The sequence below is a fragment of the Evtepia sp. genome, assembly GCF_056797215.1.
This window is the reverse complement of the sequence record NZ_JBQILM010000001.1, coordinates 1-20,319: the sequence shown is the minus strand read 5'-3', so window position 1 is coordinate 20,319 and position 20,319 is coordinate 1. Positions and strand designations below refer to the sequence as shown.

18 protein-coding genes and 1 pseudogene are annotated in these 20,319 nt (G+C 62.2%); 1 reads left to right on the top strand and 18 read right to left on the bottom strand.

The window, feature by feature from the left end:
• Nucleotides 1-6: 6 nt before the first annotated feature.
• The 18 genes and pseudogenes from ACTOZL_RS00095 to ACTOZL_RS00010 all read right to left on the bottom strand — a co-directional run bounded on the left by ACTOZL_RS00095 (nucleotide 7) and on the right by ACTOZL_RS00010 (nucleotide 19,508).
• On the bottom strand, nucleotides 7-2,433 hold the full coding sequence (locus tag ACTOZL_RS00095; RefSeq protein ID WP_482475989.1) for a penicillin-binding transpeptidase domain-containing protein: 2,427 nt from the start codon (nucleotides 2,431-2,433) through the stop codon (nucleotides 7-9).
• Between the two features lie 102 nt (nucleotides 2,434-2,535).
• On the bottom strand, nucleotides 2,536-3,051 hold the full coding sequence (locus tag ACTOZL_RS00090; protein WP_482475988.1) for a hypothetical protein: 516 nt from the start codon (nucleotides 3,049-3,051) through the stop codon (nucleotides 2,536-2,538).
• A gap of 37 nt (nucleotides 3,052-3,088) precedes the next feature.
• Complete coding sequence (rsmH, locus tag ACTOZL_RS00085; protein WP_482475987.1) at nucleotides 3,089-4,027, bottom strand: 16S rRNA (cytosine(1402)-N(4))-methyltransferase RsmH; 939 nt, start codon at nucleotides 4,025-4,027, stop codon at nucleotides 3,089-3,091.
• A 469-nt stretch (nucleotides 4,028-4,496) separates the two neighbouring features.
• Nucleotides 4,497-5,033, bottom strand: a complete 537-nt coding sequence (locus tag ACTOZL_RS00080; protein ID WP_482475986.1) for an ATP synthase subunit B family protein — start codon at nucleotides 5,031-5,033, stop codon at nucleotides 4,497-4,499.
• Nucleotides 5,008-5,517: a pantetheine-phosphate adenylyltransferase gene (coaD, locus tag ACTOZL_RS00075; protein ID WP_482475985.1), complete on the bottom strand. Its 510-nt coding sequence runs from the start codon at nucleotides 5,515-5,517 to the stop codon at nucleotides 5,008-5,010. The genes ACTOZL_RS00080 and coaD overlap by 26 nt, the downstream gene beginning before the upstream one ends.
• A 30-nt stretch (nucleotides 5,518-5,547) precedes the next feature.
• Nucleotides 5,548-6,096: a 16S rRNA (guanine(966)-N(2))-methyltransferase RsmD gene (gene rsmD / locus ACTOZL_RS00070; RefSeq protein WP_482475984.1), complete on the bottom strand. Its 549-nt coding sequence runs from the start codon at nucleotides 6,094-6,096 to the stop codon at nucleotides 5,548-5,550.
• Between the two features lie 3 nt (nucleotides 6,097-6,099).
• Entirely contained in the window at nucleotides 6,100-7,941 is a 1,842-nt protein-coding gene (gene uvrC / locus ACTOZL_RS00065) for an excinuclease ABC subunit UvrC (protein ID WP_482475983.1), read from the bottom strand.
• A gap of 84 nt (nucleotides 7,942-8,025) precedes the next feature.
• On the bottom strand, nucleotides 8,026-8,289 hold the full coding sequence (locus tag ACTOZL_RS00060) for an HPr family phosphocarrier protein (RefSeq protein ID WP_482475982.1): 264 nt from the start codon (nucleotides 8,287-8,289) through the stop codon (nucleotides 8,026-8,028).
• A 141-nt stretch (nucleotides 8,290-8,430) separates the two neighbouring features.
• A complete protein-coding gene (locus tag ACTOZL_RS00055) occupies nucleotides 8,431-10,815 on the bottom strand; it encodes an endonuclease MutS2 (protein ID WP_482475981.1) in 2,385 nt (794 codons plus the stop codon).
• 55 nt (nucleotides 10,816-10,870) lie between these two features.
• Entirely contained in the window at nucleotides 10,871-11,620 is a 750-nt protein-coding gene (gene recO / locus ACTOZL_RS00050; RefSeq protein ID WP_482475980.1) for a DNA repair protein RecO, read from the bottom strand.
• Entirely contained in the window at nucleotides 11,574-11,738 is a 165-nt protein-coding gene (locus tag ACTOZL_RS00045; RefSeq protein WP_482475979.1) for a hypothetical protein, read from the bottom strand. The genes recO and ACTOZL_RS00045 overlap by 47 nt, the downstream gene beginning before the upstream one ends.
• Before the next feature lie 68 nt (nucleotides 11,739-11,806).
• On the bottom strand, nucleotides 11,807-12,682 hold the full coding sequence (era, locus tag ACTOZL_RS00040) for a GTPase Era (protein WP_482476100.1): 876 nt from the start codon (nucleotides 12,680-12,682) through the stop codon (nucleotides 11,807-11,809).
• Between the two features lie 90 nt (nucleotides 12,683-12,772).
• Nucleotides 12,773-13,249 (bottom strand): annotated as a pseudogene (gene ybeY / locus ACTOZL_RS00035) (rRNA maturation RNase YbeY); the annotation flags it as partial.
• Nucleotides 13,236-14,219, bottom strand: coding sequence for a PhoH family protein (locus ACTOZL_RS00030; protein WP_482475978.1), 984 nt, complete (start codon nucleotides 14,217-14,219; stop codon nucleotides 13,236-13,238). The gene ACTOZL_RS00030 and the pseudogene ybeY, both read right to left, overlap by 14 nt.
• Nucleotides 14,216-15,517, bottom strand: a complete 1,302-nt coding sequence (locus ACTOZL_RS00025; RefSeq protein WP_482475977.1) for a sporulation protein YqfD — start codon at nucleotides 15,515-15,517, stop codon at nucleotides 14,216-14,218. Before ACTOZL_RS00025 ends, ACTOZL_RS00030 begins: the two co-directional genes overlap by 4 nt.
• Nucleotides 15,518-15,534: 17 nt before the next feature.
• A complete protein-coding gene (locus ACTOZL_RS00020) occupies nucleotides 15,535-15,831 on the bottom strand; it encodes a YabP/YqfC family sporulation protein (protein WP_482475976.1) in 297 nt (98 codons plus the stop codon).
• A gap of 207 nt (nucleotides 15,832-16,038) precedes the next feature.
• Nucleotides 16,039-17,259, bottom strand: a complete 1,221-nt coding sequence (locus ACTOZL_RS00015; protein WP_482475975.1) for an NADP-dependent isocitrate dehydrogenase — start codon at nucleotides 17,257-17,259, stop codon at nucleotides 16,039-16,041.
• A 5-nt stretch (nucleotides 17,260-17,264) separates the two neighbouring features.
• Nucleotides 17,265-19,508, bottom strand: coding sequence for a hydratase (locus ACTOZL_RS00010; RefSeq protein ID WP_482475974.1), 2,244 nt, complete (start codon nucleotides 19,506-19,508; stop codon nucleotides 17,265-17,267).
• 356 nt (nucleotides 19,509-19,864) lie between these two features.
• On the opposite strand from ACTOZL_RS00010, the gene ACTOZL_RS00005 reads away from it, so the two are divergent.
• Nucleotides 19,865-20,319, top strand: a 455-nt coding sequence (locus ACTOZL_RS00005) for a citrate/2-methylcitrate synthase (RefSeq protein WP_482475973.1), incomplete at its 3' end; no start/stop codon positions are given.

The window sequence follows — 20,319 nt, the reverse complement described above, 5'->3', positions numbered from 1 at the left end:
ACACTGTTATTCTTGCTTTTTCCCTGCCCAGTTGCCGGTTTCGCTGTCCATGCCGGTTTCCGGGTCCGCAGGGGTGGCAAAGCGCACTTCTACCATTGTGCCAACCTCCACACGGGTATCCGGGGTGATGGTCTGGCTGAATACCACCCCCTCCGTGTCGCCGGTGACGTTCAGGTAGAGGCCCAAGGCCTCCAGGGCGGCTTTCGCCTGGTCATAGTTCATGTTGCTCAGGTCCGGCACCAGAACGGTGTCCTCGCTGCGGGGGGCACCCAGGTACAAGACCACGGTGCTCCCCTGGGGCACCATGCTCCCGGCGGTGGGGGCCTGGTCCGTAACCGCCTCCCCCTCGCCGACAGTGCGGCAGTTCAGGCCCAGCTTGGACAAGGTCTCCTGGGCTGTAGCCACGGTGTTGCCGTTGAGCTGGGGCATGGTGATGCCGGTGGTGGTCTCGCTGGTGACGCCGGATTTTTGGTAGCCTAAGTAATCCATGATGTGGGCAATGAGCTCACCGGCCATGGGGCAGGCCATGGAACCGCCGCTGATGTACACCCCGTCAGCGGTCTTGTTGGCCCCGGGGGCCACAGGCTCCGGCCAGTCATAGGCCAGCAGCACAATGATCTCCGGGTCATCCGCCGGGGCGAAGCCCAGGAAGGAGACGATGATGTGGTCCTTACTGTCCAGGGTCTGGGAGGAACCGGTTTTGCCGCCGATGCGGTATCCCGCCACAGCGGCGTTGTGTCCCGTACCGCTGCGCTCCCCCACCACGCTCTCCATGATGGAGCGCACGGTGTCGGAGGTCTCCTGGCTCACCACCTGGCGGACCTCGGTGGGCTCATGGTAGCTCACCACATTGCCGTCCTGGTCGGTGACGGACTGGACCACATAGGGCTCCATCAGGTGGCCGCCGTTGATGACGGCGGACAGGGCGGTGATGAGCTTAATGGGTGTGGTGGTAAAACGCTGGCCGAAGGAGGCGGTGGCCAACTCCGTCTCACCGGCGGGGCTGAGGAAGAGGTTCTCATCCCAGAACACGCTGGGGGCCTCTCCCGGCAGCTCGATGCCGGTGGAACTGGTGAAGCCGAAATCCTGCCAATACTGATAAAACTTATCTGCCGTCAGCAGCTCACCGATCTTGATCAGAGCCGGGTTGCAGGAGTTCATAACTGCCTTACGCAGGTTCTGGCCACCGTGGCCCCGGCGGGCAGAGCACCGGATAATCCAATCGCCCTTCTCTACCGCGCCGTTGCAAGTAAAGTGGGAGTTCTCCGAAATCACGCCCTCCTCCAGGGCAGCAGCCACCACGATGGGCTTGAAGGTGGAGCCGGGCTCATAGGAGGTGTTGAGGCACTTGTTGTTCCACTGGCGGAACTGCACCTCGCTGACAGCCTTTTCATACTCCTCCTGGGTGAGCTCGTTGCTCTGGCGCATCCTGGCCAGTTTGGCGGTTTCCGTGACGTCAACAATGGCGTTATAATCGTTGGGGTCGTAGTCTGGATAGCTTGCCATGGCAAGCACCGCCCCGGTCTTGGGGTCCATGACCACGCAGAAGCCGCCGTTGGTGACGTCGAACTTCTGGATACCCTCCTCCACCGCCTTCTCCGCGTACATCTGGATGGTGCTGTCGATGGTGGTCTGGACGTTGTAGCCATCCACCGCGTCGGTGAAGCTGGAATAGGCGGAGGGCATCTCCGTCCCCCGGGCGTTCTTGGCCAGGATGGTCAGGCCGTCCTCCCCGGAGAGCTCCCCGTTGTACTTGGCTTCCAGGCCGTAGACCCCCACGTTGTTGGCGTTGGTAAAGCCAATCACCTGGGCGGCCATGGTCCCGTAGGGGTAATAGCGCTTGGAGTCCGAGGTCAGGTACAGCGCCCGGGACAGGTCGTTGTCCACGATGAAGCCACGTACCCGGTCGGCCACGTCGTCCTCCACCTTTTTGGCCAACACCTCATAGGCGGAATAGGTCTTTTGCAGCCGCTTGCGGATGTCCTCTTCCTCTAAGTCCAGAATCTCCGCCAGGCCGGTGGCGATGGTGTCGTAGGCCAGTTCCAGCCTTTCACTCTTTTCCGCCTCAATGGCCTTCTGGGAGCGCTTGTTCTTGAACTCGTCGACTTCCTTCACACTGTCCTCAATGGACTCCACCAGGTCCCGTGGGGAGAGGACCACGTTCTGCACGGAACCGCTGATGGCCAGCACCGCGCCGTTGGTGTCGTAAATGGTCCCCCGGCTGGCGGTGGCGGAAATCTCCCTGGTCTGCTGGTTGATAGCCCGCTTTTCCAATTCCTCGTGCTGGACCACTTGGAGCTGCCACAGCTTGCCAAAGAGCACCGCAAAGGTCAGCACCCCAAAGATGCCCATGAGGATCAGGACCCGGCGCATCCCCTTTCCACTGATCCGCTGGTCGTTGTTCTGTTCCCGTTTTCCTGGTCGTAATGCCACAAAGCGTCACCTTCCTTTTTTCTTTCCGGTAATGCCGAGGGCGTAAGAAAACCCTTTTCTCACGCCCTCTTTGTCCTATCTCTATACGTATGCGGCCTTCTCCTAGAAATATTCCCGCAGGGAATCCATCAGGCCGCTGGCCAGGGCCTTGATTTTCTCGCTGAGCTTGTTGCTCTGGTAATACTCCACGGAGTCCGGCTCTGCCAGCTCCAGGGTGTAGGTCTGCCAGCTCTGGATTTTGATCATCTGGCCACTGGAGAGCATCTGGGTCTCGATCTCCTGCAAGTCGTAGGCCAGCTCATACTGGGCCATTAGCTTGCTCTCCTCTGTCTGCAAGCCCCTGAGCTCGCTGCGGGCGTCAAACACCTCGTCGTTCACCATGACCAGCTGTGCATAGCTCATCAAGGTCATAATCACCACCACCACGGTGATGAGGCCCAGCGCCGCCAGGCCCGGCGCAATCAGGAGCTGCCGCTTGGCGGGCTCCTCCTGGACGGCCTTCTGCCGCCGGGAGGCACGCTGCTGTTTGGGCTCCTCCGGGGCGGTATGCACCGGTTCCTCGGTGACCGTTGCGCCCCCCTCCGGGTGTAGGTCCACTTGGTATACTTGCTCCGTCACAGGTCCTTCACCTCATTCCCGTCCGTCCACTTACAACTTACAACTTCTCCGCGCAGCGCAGCTTGGCACTGCGGGCCCTTGGGTTCTCCGCCAGCTCCGCCGCCGAGGGCAGGATGGGCTTGCGGGGGTGCAGCTTCACCAGCGGCGTTTTGCCGCACACGCATACGGGGAACTCCGGCGGGCAGTCGCACCCTTTGGCCGCTGCGGCCAACTCGCTCTTCACGATCCTATCCTCCAAGGAGTGGAAGGAGATCACGGCCAGCCGCCCCCCCTTCCTGAGCCGGGGGATGGCCCCCTGCATCATCTGGGAGATGGCGGTGAGCTCATCGTTCACCGCGATGCGGATGCCCTGGAAGCTCCGCTTGGCCGGGTGCTGCTTTTCCCGGAGGGCAGCAGCAGGCATGGCACTGCGGATCACCTCCACCAGCTGCCCGGTGGTCTCGATGGGGGCGTCCTCCCGCCTGCGCAGGATGGCAGCGGCAATGGGACCGGCGTAGCGCTCCTCCCCGTACTGGGACAGGATACGCCGCAGCTGTTCCCGGGGCCATTGGTTCACCACCGTCCAGGCGGTGAGGCTGTCGTCCTGGCTCATGCGCATGTCCAGGGGGGCATCGTGCATGTAGGAGAAGCCCCGCTCCGGGTCGTCCAGCTGGGGGGAGGAGACCCCTAAGTCAAAGAGCATCCCATCCACCTGCTCCACCCCTGCCTGGTCCAGCAGCTGGGGCAGCTGTGCAAAGTTCCCGTGGAGGAAGGTAATGCGCTCCCCCCAAGGGGCCAGGCGGACGCTGCCCTCTTCCAGGGCCTGTCGGTCCCGGTCGATGCAGAGCAAGCGGCCGGTGGTCAGGCGGCGGGCAATCTCCATAGCGTGGCCCCCGCGGCCCAAAGTCCCATCCACATAGATGCCCTCCGGCTGGATGTGCAGGGCTTGGATACATTCCTCCAACAGGACAGGGCGGTGTGTATATTCTCCACTCATCAGTCCACGGTCCCCCTGGGCGGGGCCATTCCCCCCGCAGTTTCTTCGCCTTTCTCTGACAAGGCCTGGGCCTTGTCAGGGCCCATCTTTCCCTTACATTATAAAGGCAGGCCCTGTAAAAATCAACATTTTTTTGGCACCCGCCCACTCCCCCGTGGCCCCCACAGCAGCCCCTTTTCCCCTATATCTGGTAGTTTCCCCTTGATTTCCAAGCATTTTATGGGCATACTCCCCAAGTCGCTGTTACGTTTTGTAAGAATTTTGTAAGAATTTCTCCCCAAAAACACAGGGCATCAAAAGGCGTCAAAAGGCCGCGGCCGATGTTCGGCCGCGGCCCAAAAAGCCTCGCAGCATTCGCGCCCGGCAGGGTGCGAAACAATGCAAATTTTGTTTTTCCCGGCGGCATACAGCCCCGGGTACGTGTAAACAAGCTACCATTCTCCCGCAAAAACGTGTTGTTTTTTGCGCCTCAATAATCGTCCTCGTCTGCCGCTGCGTCGTACATCCGGCGGCGGGGGGCGGCGGGGCCGTCCAGCAGCGCCCCCAGCGCGGAGCGGAACTTGGCCCGGGACTGCTTCACCTCATCGTAGGCGTCGGCCACGGCCTCCTCCATCCGGCGCAGGGCGTCCTCGCAGTATTCGCTGGCGGCGCTCTTAATCATCCGGCACTTCTCCTCGGTGTCCGCCAGGATATCGTCTGCCTGGGCCTGGGCCTCCCGGACGATGGCATCCTTGTTCACCAGCTGGCGGGCATAGTCCTCCGCCTCCTTGCGCATGGCGTCGGCCTCCCGCTTGGCGGAGGCGATATAGTCGTTGCGGTTGGCCACCAGGTCCTCCGCCCGCTTGATCTCCGCAGGCATCTCTGCCTTCACATCGTCGATCATATCCAAGATCCTATCCCGTTCAATGACGCACTTGTCATTGCTCAGAGGCATGGGCTTCGCTTCTTCAATTTCGCCGTATAGCTGTTCCAGTAATTGTTCAATGCTGGCAGTCATCGCACTCATCGCTCCTTTTTTTCATTTTCTTTTTCACGTCCTCTAAGATCTCACGGGGCAAAAATTCTTCCAGGTCGGCATCGTAGCGGGCCAGCTCTTTCGCCACCGACGAGCTGAGATAGGTGTACTTCTCACTGGATGGGAAAAACACGGTGTCCAGGTCTGGGTTCAGCTTGCTGTTGACCATGGCCATCTGGACTTCCTGCTCATAGTCAGACACGGCCCGCAGGCCCTTCACCAGCACCCGTGCGCCCTTCCGTTTGGCGTAGTCTGCCACAAGACCGTAGTTTATATCGAACTCCACGTTCTCCACCTGGATACTCTTGCGCATCAGGGCGATCCGTTCCTCCGGCGTAAAGATGCCGCCATCTTTCTTGGAGTTGACCATGACGCAGACGATCACCCGTTCAAAGGCGGCTGCGGCCCGTTTGATGATGTTGATGTGTCCCAGGGTAACGGGATCGAAGCTTCCGGGATAAATTGCGGTCTTCATAGGCTGTCCTTCCTTGTCTAACAGGTCCGATCAATCGGCTGTGCGGCGGTACAGGGCGGTTCTGATGCGCCCATACCGGTATTCTCTCTCTAATTGGTAGGGCCCCAGCGGCGCTGGCCAGCTGGCGTCCGACCCATTTTCGCACACTATTATACCATTTCCCGACACAATGTCAATCGTCTGGACAGACTCCATGGCTTTTTCCAAAAATCCGCTGCCGTAGGGCGGGTCCAAAAAGATCAGGTCAAAGGTCTCCCGGCAGCGGCTCAAAAAGGCGGCGTAATCCCCCTGGACCACCGTGGCCTGTCCGGCAAGCCCTGTGTGGGCCAGGTTCGCCCGGATGGTCTCCGCCGCCTGGCGGCTCAGGTCCACGAAAGTACAGTGGGCCGCCCCCCGGGAGAGGGCCTCAATGCCCATCTGCCCGGTGCCGCCGAAGAGGTCCAGCACCCGGCGGCCCTCAATCTCAAACTGGATGCTGGAAAAGATGGCCTCCTTCACCCGGTCGGTGGTGGGGCGGGTTTCCAGCCCCACCGGTTCTTGGAGCTTCCGCCCTCTGGCAAGTCCTGTGATCACGCGCATGGCTTAGTCCTCCTTTGCCGCTCCTGTTTCTTCTCTCAAGTAGTCATACACCTGGCAGGCCACGTTTTTGGGCAGCACCTGCTCCAACTCCGCCAGCTGCGCCCCTCGGATGGCCTTTATGCTGCGGAAATGCTTCATCAGTGCCTTCCGGCGGCTCTCCCCCACCCCGGGGATTTTCTCCAAGGTGGAGCCTAGGCTGCTCTTACTGTGCTGCTTGTGGTGGAAGCCCACAGCGGTGCGGTGGGTCTCCTCCTGGATCTGCCCAATGAACGCAAACAGCGCCGGCTGCCCTTGTATCCCGATCTCCGCCCCGCCGGGGGTCACCAGAGCCCGGGTGCGGTGGCGGTCATCCTTCACCATACCAAAGACGGGGATTTTGAGGCCGAACGCCTCCAACACCCGTTGGGCCACCGCCGCGTGGGTGTCCCCCCCGTCGATGAGCAGCAGGTCCGGCCGCTGGGCGAAGCGCTCGTCCCCCTCCTTGTCCCGGCGGAAACGCCGGGTGAGGACCTGCTCCATGGAGGCGTAGTCGTCGGGGCCTTTCAGGTCCCGGAGCCGGAAGCAGCGATAGGCCCCCTTCCGGGGCTTGCCCTCCTCAAACACCGTCATCGCCGCCACGATGTCCGACGCACCGGTGTTGGAGATGTCATAGGCCTCAATCCGCCGGGGCGGCCCAGACAACTCTAGTTTCTCCGCCAGGAGGGTCAATATTTTCGCTGTGCGCTCTTCTTTCGTGGTCACCCGCTGGCATTCCTCCCGGGCGTTCTCCTGGGCCATGCGGATGAGCTCCACCTTTGCCCCCCGCTGGGGGGTGACAAGCTCTGTTTTCCGCTCCCCACGCTCTGACAAAAACCGGCCCATGTCCTCCTGGTTGTCCAAGTGCTCCGGCAATAAAATCTGCCGGGGCAGCCGCCCCCGGACGCCGTAATACTGCACCAAAAATGCCGACAAAATCTCCTGGGCCGGTTCCCCCCCGGTGGGGAAAAAGGTCACCTCCCGGCTGGTGAGCTGCCCTTGCTGGAAGTGGAGCACTGCCACGGCGGTGCGGACCTGGCCGCTGTAGAGCCCCAGCACGTCCATGTCCGCCAAAAAGCCCGCCACCACCTTTTGCCGCTTGCCCAACAGGGTGATGGAGCGCAGGCGGTCCCGGAGGGCGGCGGCCTTTTCAAACTCCAAATTCTCCGCTGCCTGCTCCATCTGGGCGGTGAGCTCCCGCTCCACCTCCCCAAAGCGGCCCTCTAGCAGCCGCACCGCCTGGCTGATGGCCTGCTGGTGCTGGCCCTGGGGAACCTCCCGGCGGCAGTAGCCGTCGCACAGGTCCATGTGGTGGTTGAGGCAAGGGCGCTCCTTCCCCTGATCCCTGGGGAATACCTTCCCGCAGCTGGGGAGCTTTAGGGCCTCCCGCAGGGCATCGATGATCCCCTGGCTCTCCCGCCGGCCGCCGAAGGGGCCGAAATACCGGGCCCCGTCCCCCACCGCCTCCCTGGTGGCCAGGGAGAAGCGGGGATAGGCATCCTTGACGTTGAGGCGGATATAGGGGTAGCCCTTGCTGTCCTTGAGCAGGATGTTATAGTGGGGCATGTGGAGCTTGATGAGGGAGCTCTCCAACACCAAGGCCTCGAATTCCGAACCGGCCACAATGGTGTCGAAGTGGTGGATCTGGGCCACCATGGCCCTGGTCTTTTCCGTGTGGGTGTTCTGATCCTGGAAATACTGGGACACCCGGTTCTTCAGGGCCTTGGCCTTGCCCACGTAGATCACCTGGCTGTCCTTGTCCATCATCAGGTAGACCCCCGGCTTCAAGGGCAGGCTGTGGGCCTTCTCCTTCAATTCGTCAAAGGTCATTTCCGCTCCCCCCTTTCTCCGCTTCTCCTGTGCCGAAAAAAAGCGCCGCGAAAGCGGCGCTTTTTCTGCTTCTCTGTGAAGAAATCAGTCGGCGAAATCAGAGCTGATGAGCTCCACCAAGGCATCCACTGCATCCTTTTCATCTGTGCCGTCGGCGATGAGGTCGATGGTGCTGCCCTTGATGATACCCAGGGAGAGAACGCCGAGCAGGCTCTTTGCGTTGACTCTCTGCTCGTCCTTTTCCACCCAAATGGTGCTCTTATACTCGTTTGCCTTCTGAATAAAGAAGGTGGCAGGTCTGGCGTGAAGGCCTACCTGATTATTGACAGTTGCCTGCTTGATATACATAGAAATTCCCTCCCAAAGCGTTTCCCATGATACTGGTATAAGGATATCAAATTTCATCCTGTCCGTCAATGCTAATTTTCACGTCTTTGCTTCGTTTTTAGTAAATTTTTTTGGTTTCCTTGCAGCTTGCCTTGCCCTGGCTCATTTCAGGCTCACCACGGTGACGCCGCTCTCCCCCTCGCCGTAGCGGCCCAGGCGGAAGCTTGCCACCCCTTTGCAGCGCTTCAAATAAGCGTGGACGGCCTGGCGCACCGCGCCGGTGCCCTTGCCGTGGATCACCGTCACCTGGGTGAGGTTGCCCATGATGGCCCGGTCGATGAACTGGGCCAGGACCATTTCCGCCTCGTCGGTGGTCATGCCCCGCAGGTCCACCTCCCCTTTGGCCCCCAGGCTGCGCAGCTGCTGCTGGCTGCGCTGGATGTACTGCTTGGCCTGTTTCTGGCTCTGGGTCTCCCCTTCCACCACCCGGACCTCCTCCTGCCGGGCGGAGATGCGCAGAATGCCCGCTTGGAGCTGAAGCACCCCGTCCTTGTTCTCGGAGAGGACGGTGCCCTGGGTGCCGGTTTTCAAAATGGTCACGGTGTCCCCCCGCTTGGCGGGGCGGACCATCGGCGGCGGGGCCGCCTGTTCCTGGGCCCCCAACTGGTCCTGGGCCTGGTTGAGCTTGTGGCGCAAACCGGCACGCTGGTCGTTCACCGCTTGGAAGTCCCCATTCTGCTTGGCCTTCTTTCGCATATCCCCCAGCTCCCGGAACACCTCGTCGGCCGTGCGCCGGGCCTCCTCCAAGATGCTCCGGGCCTCGGCCTTGGCGGCGGCGGTGCTGCGCTCCCGCTCCTTCTCCAGGGCGTCCCGATGGGCCTGGGCCTGGGCGGTGGTCTCCTCCAGCTCCCGGCGGATGCGGGCGGCCTCCTGCTGCTCCCGCTCCATCTCCTGGCGCTGGCCCTCTAGCTTGGTGAGCACATCCTCAAAGCGGATATTCTCCACGTTGATCCGCTCGTTGGCCTTTTGGATGATCTCCTCCGGCAGCCCTAGTCGCTTGGAGATGGCAAAGGCGTTGGATTTCCCCGGAATGCCCACCAGGAGGCGGTAGGTGGGGGCTAGGGTCTCCACGTCGAACTCACAGGAGGCGTTCTCCACCCCGGGGGTGGTCATGGCGTAGACCTTTAGCTCCGCATAGTGGGTGGTGGCGGCCACCAGGGCCCCCAGGCCTCTGGCATGCTCGATGACAGCGGCGGCTAAGGCCGCGCCCTCCACCGGGTCCGTGCCGCCCCCCAGCTCGTCGAAGAGGATCAAGGTCTCGTCGCCGGTCTCCTCCAGCATCCCCACAATGTTGCTCATGTGGGAGGAGAAGGTGGACAGGGACTGGGCAATGGACTGCTCGTCGCCAATGTCCGCCAGCACCCGGCGAAACACCCGGATGCTGCTGTCATCCCCGGCGGGGATGTGCAGGCCGCACTGGGCCATCAGGGTCAGCAGGCCGATGGTCTTTAAGGTAACGGTCTTACCGCCGGTGTTGGGGCCGGTGATCACCAGGGTGTCGAAGCGCTCCCCCAGCTCCAAGTCGTTGGCCACGGCGGTGGCGGGGTCCAGGAGGGGGTGGCGTGCTTTCTTCAAGTGGACGGCCTTCTGGGAGAGCTTCGGCTCCATGGCCCTCATGGAGGTGGACAGCCGTGCCCGGGCAAAGATGCCGTCCAGGCGCACCAGCAGGTCATAGTTCTGGTTGATGGCCTCCTGGAAGGAGGCGGCCTCGGCGGAGAGCTCCGCCAGGATGCGGTCAATCTCCTTCTCCTCCTTGGCCTGAAGCTCCCGGAGCTCGTTGTTGGCCTTCACCACCCCCATGGGCTCAATGAAGAAGGTGGACCCGGAGCCGGAGAGGTCATGGACCAGGCCGGGAACCTCGTTTTTGAACTCCGACTTCACCGGCACCACATAGCGCCCAGAGCGCATGGTGATGATACTCTCCTGTAAATACTTGGACTGGGAGGAGGAGATGAGCTTTTGCAAAATATCCCGCACCCGGCTCTCTGTCGCCCGCATGTGCCGGCGGATGGAGGCCAGCTCCGGGCTGGCGGCGTCGGCCAGCTCCCCATCCCCCACAATGGAGCCAGTGATTTTCTCCTCTAGGAAGCGGTTGGGGGTGAGGGCGTGGAAGAGGTAGTCGATGACGCTCTTCTTCCCCTCGGCCCTCTCGTCCCCCTCCCCATAGCTCTTGGCAGAGCGGGCCGCCGCCAAAACGGCGGCAATGTCCAATAACTCCCGGGTGTTCAGGCTGCCCCCCATATCCGCCCGGTGGAGGGAGCTTGCCACCGGCTTTACCCCGGAGAAGGAGGGGCTGCCTTGGAGGACCATCCGGTCCACGGCGGCGCTGGTCTCTTTCAGGCGGTGTTCCACCTCCTCCGGGTCCGTCTCCGGCCGGAGGGCCCGGGCTCGCTCCTTGCCCTCCTCCGTCACCGCCTGGGCGGCCAGCAGTTCTAAGACCCTGGGCAGTTCCAGGGTCTGAATGGATTTTTCAAACAAATCAGTCATAGGTACTCCTTTCCCATAGAAATCGCCAAAAAACCAGGTTTTTTGACGGAAAGGCTCAAAATAGCTGTTTGTAATAGTCTAATGTACGAAAGCCCCGCTCCAACTGGGTCATGAGAAAGGCCTCGGTGGTGTCCCCCAGCAGCCCCAAGCTCTCCTCATCCAACGAGAAGGAGAGGAACTTTTTCGGCGGACAGGCAAGGAGATACCGTCCCGCCGACAAGGCCGCCGGGCTCAGGGGCATGGATACCCCCCAGCCCGCCTCCATCCCCCGGCAGCGGGCACAGTGGAGCAGCCCTTGGCGCAGGCTCAAGCGGGGTGCCTCCGGTTCCTCCCGGCCGCAGATCCCACAGCCCTCCAACATGGGCTCATAGCCCATGAGGCACAGCAGCCGCAGCTCAAAGGCCGCCTTCACCTGGACCAGAGGCTTATCCAGCTTGTCCAGGGCATAGAGGCAGTTGAGCAGCAGGGACAGCAGGTCCCCGCAGGCCTCCCCCTCCTGAGCGCAGTGCTCCGTGACCTCCGCAAAGTAGGAGGCCAAGGCCAGGCGTTCCAGGTCCTGGCGCAGGGACCAGAACTGAGCCAGGGGGTCCGCCTCGCTGAGGGTGAGGTACTCCCCCCGCTGGTGCAGGGTCAGGTCGGAGTACACCAGCAGCTGGCTCCCGGCGGTGAGCCTGCTGTTCTTCCGGCGGCAGGCCCTGGCCTTCACCGTGCGCTTGCCAAACTCACTGGTGAGGACCGTTAAAATCTTGTCCGCTTCCTTATAGTTGGTCTCCCGCAGGACGATCCCCTGGGTGGTGAGCCGCACGGGCCTCCCCCCTTTCCTCCGCCTCCCGGCGCTGGGCACGCCGGGCCAGGCAGTATGCCTCCGGCAGGCCCGTCTGGAAAAACAGGTCCCGCAGGGCTTCCGATGATTTCTCGTTCATATACAACCGCCTCCTGTCCCTATGTCTATAGCGTGACAATCAGGCGGGGCATTTATGAACGGTAAATTTTAGTCCCGGCTGTCAAAGCCCAGGCTGCGGATGAGGTTCAGGTTGTCCCGCCACTGCTCCTTCACCTTCACCCAGGTCTCCAAATACACCTTGGCCCCCATGAAGCGCTCGATATCTGCACGGGCCATGGAGGATATCTTTTTCAGCATGGCCCCCTGCTTGCCGATGATGATGCCCTTGTGGGAGGCCTTTTCACAATAGATGGTGGCGTCCAGGTCGATGATGCCGTTCTCCCGCTCGGAGAACTTGGTCACCTCCACAGCGGTGCCGTGGGGGACCTCCTTGTCCAGGCAGTACAGCAGCTTTTCCCGCAAAATCTCCCCGCAAATCTGCCGCTCCGGCTGGTCTGTCACCGCATCCCTGGGAAAGAGGGGTGGACCCTCTGGCAGGAAGCCTTCCAACAGGTCTAACAGCTCCTCCAACCCCTCCTGGCGCTTGGCCGAGATGAGCAGGATGGCGGTGAAGTCGTGGACCTTCCGGTAGGCATCCATCACCGTGAGCAGGGTGCCCTTCTCCACGGTGTCAATCTTGTTAATAATCAAGATACAGGGGGCGTTCAGCGTCTTGACGCGTTCAATGAGCTCCCGCTCTGGCCCCCCCACGTTGGGGATGGGCTCCACCAGCAGGAGCACCGCGTCCACGTCTGCCACGCTCTTTTTCACCACGTCCACCATGTAGTCCCCCAGGCGGTTGGCGGAGCGGTGGAGGCCGGGGGTGTCCAGGAACACAAACTGGCTCTCCCCACGGGTGAGAACCCCGCAAATCCGGTTCCGGGTGGTCTGGGGCTTGCTGCTGACAATGGCCACCTTCTCCCCCACCAGGGCGTTGGTGAGGGTGGATTTGCCCACGTTAGGCCGGCCACAAAGGGTAATCATGCCACAGCGGCGCACGGGTACTTCCTCCGGCGGTGCCTGTTCCAGGGGTTTGTCCAGTTCGTCATTCCACTGGTCCCGGGTGACCCCCAAACTCTCCAAAATGGCCTCCTCCCGACCCCGCATTTGGGCCTTCTGGGGGCCCTCGTCCAGGTGGTCATAGCCCAGCAGGTGGAGCACGGAGTGGACTGCCAAATAGGCGACCTCCCGCTGGACGCTGTGGCCGAACTCCGCCGCCTGTTCCTTGGCCCGCTCCACAGAGAGGACCATGTCCCCCAGGTGGCACAAACCAGTTTCCGGGTCCAGCTCGTCCTCCCCCTCTCCCGTAGGCGGGGTGCCGGGGGTGAGGTCCAGCATGGGGAAGGACAACACGTCTGTCACCGCGTCCACCTCCCGCTGCTCCCGGTTGATCTCCCGGATGCCCTGGTCGGTGGTCAGGAGTACGTCCACCCCGCAGGGGATGTCCACCCCCTCCTTGTCCAGGACCGCGGTGATCACCCGGGTGAGCAGGGGCTTGTAGGGATTTTGGCCGGGCAGCTCCCAGTCGATATAGATATCATGTTTTTTCATGGGACCGTTTCGCCTTTCTCTTGTTTTCGTCGTCCTCATAGGCCTTGATGATCCGCTGGACGATCACATGGCGGACCACATCGCTGTCGGTGAGGCGGCAGATCTCAATGCCCTCCACCCCCCGGAGCACCCGCATGGCCTCTTTCAGGCCGGAGACCTTGTCCCCCGGCAGGTCGATCTGGGTGATGTCCCCGGTGATGACGATTTTGGACCCAAAGCCCAGGCGGGTGAGGAACATTTTCATCTGCTCCCTTGAGGTGTTCTGGGCCTCGTCCAGGATGATAAAGGAATCATCTAACGTGCGGCCGCGCATATAGGCCAGGGGGGCCACCTCGATGTTCCCCCGCTCCACGTATTTGGCATAGCTCTCCGCCCCCAGCATCTCAAACAGGGCGTCGTAAAGGGGGCGCAGGTAGGGGTCCACCTTGCTCTGTAAGTCCCCGGGGAGGAAGCCCAACCGCTCCCCGGCCTCCACCGCCGGACGGGTGAGGATGATGCGGTTGACCTCCTTGGCCCGGAAGGCGGACACCGCCGCCGCCACGGCCAGGTAGGTTTTCCCTGTCCCCGCGGGGCCCACCCCCAGGGTGATGGTGTTGCGCCGGATGGCATCCAGGTACTTTTTCTGGCCCACGGTCTTGGCCTTCACCGGCTTGCCCTTGGCGGTGACGCAGAGCACGTCGGCCGCCAAGGTCTGGATTTTATCCTCGTTGCCGGACTGGACCAGCTGGATCAGATAGCGGATGATCTGCTCGTTGATGGCCTCCCCCCGGGCGGAGAGGTCGATGAGCCCTTGGATGACCTTGGCGGCACACATGACGGGCTCCGGTTCCCCGCTGATTTTTAGCTGGTCCTCCCGGTCCACTACATGGACGTCCAGCTCCTTTTCGATGAGCCGCATATTCTCATCAAAGGAACCGAAAATGTTGATGGCCTCCTCCATCCGCTCGATGCTGACTGTCTGTTCGATCATGGGCTGTCCTCCGTTGTCTGTGTTTCCTCAGTGGGTTTTGTGGGGTCCCGCCAGGGGGGATGCTCCGGGGCGGTGACCTTTTCCTGGGTGTCTATGGGCACCATGCGGCCGATCTGCTCCAAGCACTGGGCCCGGAGCTTCACCGTCAGGACGCTCCCCTCCAAGGCCGTCTCATACTCTGCCGTCAAGACCTCCCCCTGGTCCATGGCGCTCTCCAAGCGGCGGCGCAGCTCCTGGCGGAGCAGCTCCTCCCCCTTGCTCTGGTCCAGGGGGGCGGTGGTGAGGGTATACTCCCGGACCCGTTCCGTCTCCCAGACAAGGGGGAGGGTCTTGCCCTCCACGGGGGTCCAGGACTTCAATTCGGTTATTGTATCATACTTTTCATAGGGAATTCCACTGTTTTGATAAAATTTCACCCGGCGGCCCATGATAGACAGGCTATGGCGGCTGGTCTCCTCCCCGGTATAGGCTTTCACCGGGGCATTCAGGTCCAGATTGGCGCTGAGGCTGTGCCAGGTCTCGGCCAGGACCTTCCCCTCGGCGTGCGCCAGCTTGGTGCCAAAGCTCTCCACCCCCTGTTCCAGCACCACATTGGGGGGCGCGTCCAGGTCCATGATACCGGAGATGAGCACGTCCCCCTTCACCACCATGTCCCCCTCCTGGAACAGGGCGTCCCCGCCCCAGGGCTCGATGTGGGTGACCCGGCCGGTGGCGGTGGCAATGACGTTGGTGGGCTGGCTCTGGTCCTTCACCTCCGGGGAGTCCCCTGCCTCCCGCACCAGCACCTCTAGGCAGGTGCCCCGGCGGTTCAGGGCGCAGAAGGACAGCTCATCCATGGCCAGCATCAACTGGTTCTCCTTCTCCCGGGTGGGGATAGAGGGGCCGAAGGAGCCCACCTCCACCCCGCACAGCCGCAGGCGGCTGATGATCTCCTCCGCTGTCAGGTTCACATTGCCGCTGACCTCGATGGTCAAAATCACCTGGGACCCCAGGGCCCCCAGCACCAGGCAGGCCAACAGCCCCGCCAGCAGGGCATAGCGCCGGCGGAAGCGCCGGAAGAACACCGGCACCCCCCAGCGCCGCTGCAAGGCCGTCTCACACTGGGCCCTCTGGGCTAGGGTACACAGCAGGGCATACTGCCGCTGGGGCACTTGCAGCTCCAGGCAGAAGGGGTCCCGCCAGATGGTTTTCCACAGGAGTACCCCCTCCTTGGCGCACAGGTTCAAGAGCAGCTCCGGCTGAACCCCGGTGACGGTCACCTGCACCGCGCCAAACAGCCAGGCCAACAGCTTCTTCATGGACGTCCCCCTCTTTCCTAAAGGATCTCCAAGCGGGTGATGCAGCCCCCGATGCGCAGCTCCCCTTCCCGCATGGCTTTCAGCTCCAACTCCCGGCCCTGGATGCGCAGCACCCAGGCCCCGCTGTCCACGTGGATTTCCTCCCGGCCGTAGGACAGGATGCCCTGGTAGTTCACCAGGTACAGGTCCCGGTCGCTGGTGAGCTCTAGCTTGGGCAGGCCTGCCGCCCCGTCCCCGGGGAGGTCCAGTAACAGGCACACCTGCTCCCGGATACCAGGCTTCCGGGGGGCCTTTTCCAGCGCCTCCTTCTCCATGGGGCCACCTCCTCTCAAACGGGTAAACACACGGCGTTTTTTCACACCTGGTTATGTGTATGCGCCCCCCATCCAGCCCTTGCCTGTCCCAAAACCCTGGAAAGGAAAAATACTTTCCACCCCTTGCAAACAAAGACCGTTTGGGCACTTTCCTCTCGAAAAGCCGCCCAAACGGTCCTGTTTTGCTGTATCCTGTTTTTTCAGGGATCATCCTGCCAAAAGTGCCTCCAAACGGGCCCGGATGAGGCCCAGGAGCTTGCGGTTTTCCGGCATCTCCTTCCGCTCCTCCTCCGGGCAGAGGGCGGCCAAGTCCTCGGAGAGGTAGCCCTCCTCAAAGACCTCCAACCCCGCCTGATTCAAGCAGTCGGCAAAGTGGCACAGGGCGGGAATGCCGTCCATCTCCCCCCGCTTCTTCAGGGCCCCCGCCCAGGCGGCCATGGTGGCCAGGGGGTTGGTGGACACCGCCTCCCCCTTCTGGTAGCGGCGGTAGTGGTCGGTGACGGTGCCGTGGGCGGCCTCATATTCAAAGTTCCCCTCGGGGCTCACCAGCACGCTGGTCATCATGGGCAGGGAGCCGGAGGCGGCGGCGATGAGGTCGCTCATCACGTCCCCGTCGTAGTTCTTGCAGGCCCAGATCATCCCTCCCTCAGAGCGGATGACCTTGGCGGCCACGTCGTCGATGAGGGCATAGTGGTAGCGCAGGCCGGCGGCCTGGAATTTTTCCTGGAATTCCTGGTCAAATATATCCTGGAAGATCAGCTTAAAGTGCTGGTCGTAGTCCTTGGAGATGGTGTCCTTGGTGGAGAACCACAGGTCCTGGCCTACCTCTAGGGCGTAGGTGAAGCAGCTCCGGGCAAAGGAGCGGATGGAATCATCCCGGTTGTGCATCCCCTGAAGGATGCCGGGGCCCTGGAAGGAGAACACCGTCTGGCGGGAGAGCTCTTGCCCCGCCTCATCGGTGAACACCAGCTCCGCCTTCCCCGCCCCGGGGACCCGGTACTCCACCGCCCGGTAGATATCCCCATAGGCGTGGCGGGCAATGGTGATGGGCTTTTTCCAGCAAGTCACCACCGGCTTCACCTTGGACAACAGGATGGGGGTGCGGAACACCGTACCGTCCAGGGCTGCCCGGATGGTGGCGTTGGGGGAGCTCCACAGCTTTTTCAAGCCGTACTCCTCCTGGCGCTGTAGGTTGGGGGTGATGGTGGCACACTTCACCCCGATGTGGTGGCGCTTGATGGCCTGGGCCGCCTGGATGGTCACCTGATCCTCAGTGGCATCCCGGTTGGGCAGGCAGAGGTCGTAATACTCTGTGTTCAGCTCCACGAAGGGGCAGATGAGCTCCTCTTTGATCATGGACCAGAGGACCCGGGTCATCTCGTCCCCGTCCATCTCCACGATGGGGTTGGGCATCTTAATCTTTTCCATGGCGCTCACCTCCCCTTCTGGGCCGCATAGTGGTTCATCAGGCAGCCGTCCAGGAGCAGTTCCCGTTCCTCCGCCGTGGCGGCGGGGAGGTAGAGGGTAATGGGGCTGGTGCCCTGGGCTGTGACCACCGTGGCGGGGAAGCTATCGTCCCCCCGGGCCACCTTGGCCCGAACGTCGGGGACATAGATATAGTCGCCGGGGCCATAGGGGAAGTCCTCCCCCTCTGCCAGGATGAAGGGGAGCATCCCCCAGTTGACGCAGTTGGAGCGGTAGCGCTTGGTGGCAAACTCATAGCATAGATTGGCACAGCCCCCCAGCACCCGCTGGCAGGAGGCGGCCTGCTCCCGGGCGGAGCCGTCCCCGGGCTTGTTGGCAAAGATCACGCTGCCGGTCTGGACCTTATCCAGGGCATCCGCGCCCAGGCCCAGCTTTTCTGCCACAGCCAGGAGTGCCTCTCCGGGCTTCCCTGCCAGGCGTTCCTTCTCCCGGGCCTGGGCCGCCAGGGCACGGGGGACATAGTCCGGGTCCCGGCGGGAGAGGGCAAAGCTGGCCAGCTTCATGGGGTTGGAGCGATAGGAGGAGGTCTCCCCAGAGGGGATCAGCTCGTCGGTGGTGGTGACAGGGTCCCGGAGCACCGAGGCCACTTCCAACAAGAGGTGCTCTCCCAGGGCGGGAATCTCCGGCCAGGGGGCAATGTTGGGGCCGAATTTCAGCTCGTAGTCCTTCTGAGGCTGGCCGAAGCCGAAGTACACCCGGCGCTGGTAGACCTGGGCGTCAAAGCTCCGCTTGCCCTGCTGGGGCTGGGTGTAGGACACCTCCGTGGCGGGGGTGAGGACGCCGTGGTTCCGGGCGGTGGCGGCGATGGAGCGGGCGTCCATAAGCACCACCCCGGAGAGCTGGCCGTCGCCGGGCTTGGAGCCCTCCCGGTTGGGGAAATTCCGGGTGGTATGGCGGATGGACAGGCCGTTGTTGGCGGGTACATCCCCGGCCCCGAAGCAGGGGCCGCAGAAGCAGGGCTTGAACAGCGCCCCCGCTTCCAGCAGGGACTGCTGCACCCCGCTGCGGATCAGTTCCAGGTTCACCGGCACGGAGGGGGGGTAGATGGACAGGGAGAAGTAGCCGCTGCCCACGTCGTGGCCCTCCAAAATGGCGGCGGCCTCGGCGATGTTGTCGTACATGCCACCGGCACAGCCGGCGATGACCCCCTGGTCCACCAGGACCTTGCCGTCCACCAGCTTGTCTGTCAGGGAGAGCTGGACCTTGCCGCCGAACTGCTCCGCCGCCCGCTGCTCCACCGCCCGGAAGATGTCCCCGGCGTTTTCCACCAGCTCCCGGATGGGATAGGCCTCGGAGGGGTGGAAGGGCAGGGCGGCCATGGGCTCCACCTGGGCGAGGTCAATGGTAATCATGCTGTCGTAGTACGCGCCCTCCTGGGGGTGGAGCGCTTCGTATTCCTCCTCCCGGCCGTGGATGGCCAAATATTCCTCCACCGCCCCGTCAGTCTCCCAGATGGAGGAGAGGCAGGCGGTCTCGGTGGTCATCACGTCGATGCCGATGCGGTAGTCCATGGGCAGGTTCTGGATGCCGGGGCCGGCGAACTCCAATACCTTGTTCTTCACAAAGCCGTTCTTATAAGTGGCGGCGCACAGAGCCAGGGCCACGTCGTGGGGCCCCACCCCCTGGGCGGGTTCCCCGGTGAGGTAGACCAGCACCACCTGGGGGGCGGCGATGTCGTAGGTGTTCTTCAAAAGCTGCTTGACGATCTCCGGGCCGCCCTCCCCCACGCCCATGGTGCCCAGGGCACCGTAGCGGGTGTGGCTGTCAGAGCCCAGGACCATCTTGCCGCAGCCGGAGAGCATTTCCCGGGCATACTGGTGGATCACCGCCTGGTTGGCGGGGACGTAGATGCCCCCGTATTTCATGGCGGCGGAGAGGCCGAACACGTGGTCGTCCTCGTTGATGGTCCCCCCCACGGCGCACAGGCTGTTGTGGCAGTTGGTGAGCACGTAAGGCACGGGGAACTGCGTCATGCCGCTGGCCCGGGCAGTCTGGATGATGCCCACGTAGGTGATATCGTGGGAGATGAGGCTGTCAAAGGCCAGGTGGAGCTGCCCCGCCTCCTCCCGCCGGCTGTGGCGGCGGAAAATCTGGTAGGCGATGGTCTTTTCCCGGTCCGCTGGGGCCGGGGCCGCGGCAGGGACCGGCGCCCCTCGGGTCCAGGTCACGCCACCTGCGTTCACTGTAATCATAGTATTTTTGTCACCCTTTCTGGGAAGTCAAAAAACGGCATCCCTCCACTCCGCCGCAGACCGACATCTCCCGGCTCCGGAGGGTATACGTTTTCCATAGTATGAGCACCAGTATACCACATCCCAGGAAAGAAGCAATGCAAAAAGAATCAATTTTGAAACTTCTTGCAAGCTAACCGAAAATGATGGGGATTATGCAAAACATTCAGGGATTTTTCCGTCCTCAAATGAAGCTTTGAAATTTTGCCTTGCAAAAAGAAGGAAAATCGGCTATAATAAAAACACAACATCAGTCAAAAAGGGTCCCGGTTTTCAAGCGGAGCGCCCGTGGTCACAGAAGAAAGGGGACCCAAACTATGGAAAGAATGCACCAGAAAGCCCACGAATCCGAAGTCCTGCAGCAGTACATTGGTTCCCTGCGGAAGCATATCCAAAAGGAATACACCATCAACCCCAAGCACTTCCGGGACGACATCAAGCTGGGCCTGCGCAACAGCGACGGCACCGGCGTTACCGTAGGCGTCAGCCAGGTGGGCTCCGTCCGGGGCTACACCGTGGAGGACGGGGTCCGTGTCCCCGCCCCGGGGCGGCTGTATTACCGGGGCATTGAGCTCAACGAAATCGTAGAGGCCCACCGCAAGGCCAACACCTTCGGCTTTGAGGAAGTGGCCTACCTGCTGCTCATGGGCTACCTGCCCACAAAGAAGGAGCTGGACCACTTCAACGATATCATGAACCAGGCCAAGACCCTGCCCAACGGCTTCACCGAGGACATGATCATGAAGAGCCCCAGCCGCAACATCATGAACAA

Bases quoted from the DNA above. Each gene is read 5' to 3' on its own strand.
- ACTOZL_RS00025 (WP_482475977.1), bottom strand. From the start codon at position 15,517: ATGAAGAAGCTGTTGGCCTGGCTGTTTGGCGCGGTGCAGGTGACCGTC.
- rsmD (WP_482475984.1), bottom strand. From the start codon at position 6,096: ATGCGCGTGATCACAGGACTTGCCAGAGGGCGGAAGCTCCAAGAACCG.
- ACTOZL_RS00045 (WP_482475979.1), bottom strand. From the start codon at position 11,738: ATGAACGAGAAATCATCGGAAGCCCTGCGGGACCTGTTTTTCCAGACG.
- ACTOZL_RS00080 (WP_482475986.1), bottom strand. From the start codon at position 5,033: ATGAGTGCGATGACTGCCAGCATTGAACAATTACTGGAACAGCTATAC.
- ACTOZL_RS00020 (WP_482475976.1), bottom strand. From the start codon at position 15,831: ATGGAGAAGGAGGCGCTGGAAAAGGCCCCCCGGAAGCCTGGTATCCGG.
- uvrC (WP_482475983.1), bottom strand. From the start codon at position 7,941: ATGACCTTTGACGAATTGAAGGAGAAGGCCCACAGCCTGCCCTTGAAG.
- ACTOZL_RS00030 (WP_482475978.1), bottom strand. From the start codon at position 14,219: ATGATCGAACAGACAGTCAGCATCGAGCGGATGGAGGAGGCCATCAAC.
- ACTOZL_RS00010 (WP_482475974.1), bottom strand. From the start codon at position 19,508: ATGATTACAGTGAACGCAGGTGGCGTGACCTGGACCCGAGGGGCGCCG.
- rsmH (WP_482475987.1), bottom strand. From the start codon at position 4,027: ATGAGTGGAGAATATACACACCGCCCTGTCCTGTTGGAGGAATGTATC.
- ACTOZL_RS00060 (WP_482475982.1), bottom strand. From the start codon at position 8,289: ATGTATATCAAGCAGGCAACTGTCAATAATCAGGTAGGCCTTCACGCC.
- era (WP_482476100.1), bottom strand. From the start codon at position 12,682: ATGATTACCCTTTGTGGCCGGCCTAACGTGGGCAAATCCACCCTCACC.
- ACTOZL_RS00055 (WP_482475981.1), bottom strand. From the start codon at position 10,815: ATGACTGATTTGTTTGAAAAATCCATTCAGACCCTGGAACTGCCCAGG.
- coaD (WP_482475985.1), bottom strand. From the start codon at position 5,517: ATGAAGACCGCAATTTATCCCGGAAGCTTCGATCCCGTTACCCTGGGA.
- ACTOZL_RS00015 (WP_482475975.1), bottom strand. From the start codon at position 17,259: ATGGAAAAGATTAAGATGCCCAACCCCATCGTGGAGATGGACGGGGAC.